The 1051-nt window shown below is 59.8% G+C and carries 1 protein-coding gene; it reads left to right on the top strand.

Translation table 11 applies throughout. From position 1 onward, the window contains the following. Nucleotides 1-846 (top strand): IS110 family transposase (locus DK871_RS28365; protein ID WP_161907468.1); only part of this gene is annotated, 846 nt, incomplete at its 5' end. Between the last annotated feature and the right edge of the window lie 205 nt (nucleotides 847-1051).

The following is a 1051-nucleotide window of genomic DNA, read 5'->3' as shown; positions in this document are numbered from 1 at the left end:
AATTCAGTGCGCATCCTGCCGGCTCAGCATGTGGCCACTCATCGCAGCGGCCCGAAAAATGATCGCAACGATGCCTTGGCGATCCTGCGTGCCGGGCGCGACTGCAGGATATCTGCCGTACCGGTCAAAAGTGCGGCGGCGCTCACAATGCAAGCGCTGCATCGGGCCCGACAGGGATATATACGGCGACGCACGGCGGTCGGTAATCAGATGCGCGGCTTACTGCTGGAGCAGGGAGTATCCATGCCCCAAGGCGAAATGGCCGTCAGCCAACGTATCCCGCGAATACTGGAAGACGCCACCCAGCCATTGCCCGATTTGCTGCGCGAACTCATCGCCGAACTGTTAGTTGAATGGGTTCATTTGGGCGAGCGCGTCAACGCGTTGACCGGTCGGCTCGAAACAGCGGCGAAGAACGATGAGACCGCCAAGCGATTGATGACGGTGCGCGGAGTCGGCCCGATCATAGCCACAGCACTGCTGGCTAAGCAGACTGAGCCGGAACGCTTCGCCAATGCTCGACAGTTCGCCGCCTACTTCGGGCTGGTGCCCAGCCAGCACAGTAGCGGAGAAAAAGTCCGGCTCGGCAAGATGAGCAAGAAGGGAGATGCGTATTTGCGCAGCCTGGCGGTCCAGGGTGCTCACGCCGTTTTAAGACAGGTACGACCGGATTCAGAGCAACCCGACGACCAACGGCTACAGCGTTGGGTATCTCGCCTGGGGCGCAAGGAGGCGGCGGTGCGTTTGGCCAACCGCAACCTGCGTATCCTCTGGCGGCTCTTGCAGAACGACCAGACGTATCGCCGCCAACCAGGCAATAGTCAGGAGGCTGCGATGAGCCACTGACTCACAGAGTTCTGCCACCGGGGCGTTAGCCGCTCCAACCCATGCTAAAGAACATTGACCCCTGGTCAGACCGTCGCGAATTGATGCCTGCGCTCCTACCGGCCCTTGAGGCCTTTTTGTAATGGGCATATCGCGAGCTGATCCAATGTTGGCCAGAAGCTGTTTAGGGCTTCCTCGAATAGGCCTGATACATAGATGCAACCGG

Origin of the sequence: Pseudomonas sp. L13, assembly GCF_009935965.1 — a bacterium.
Taxonomy (GTDB): domain Bacteria; phylum Pseudomonadota; class Gammaproteobacteria; order Pseudomonadales; family Pseudomonadaceae; genus Aquipseudomonas; species Aquipseudomonas lactis.
Note: the sequence above shows the minus strand (reverse complement) of the source record. Positions and strands in the feature narration are given on the sequence as shown.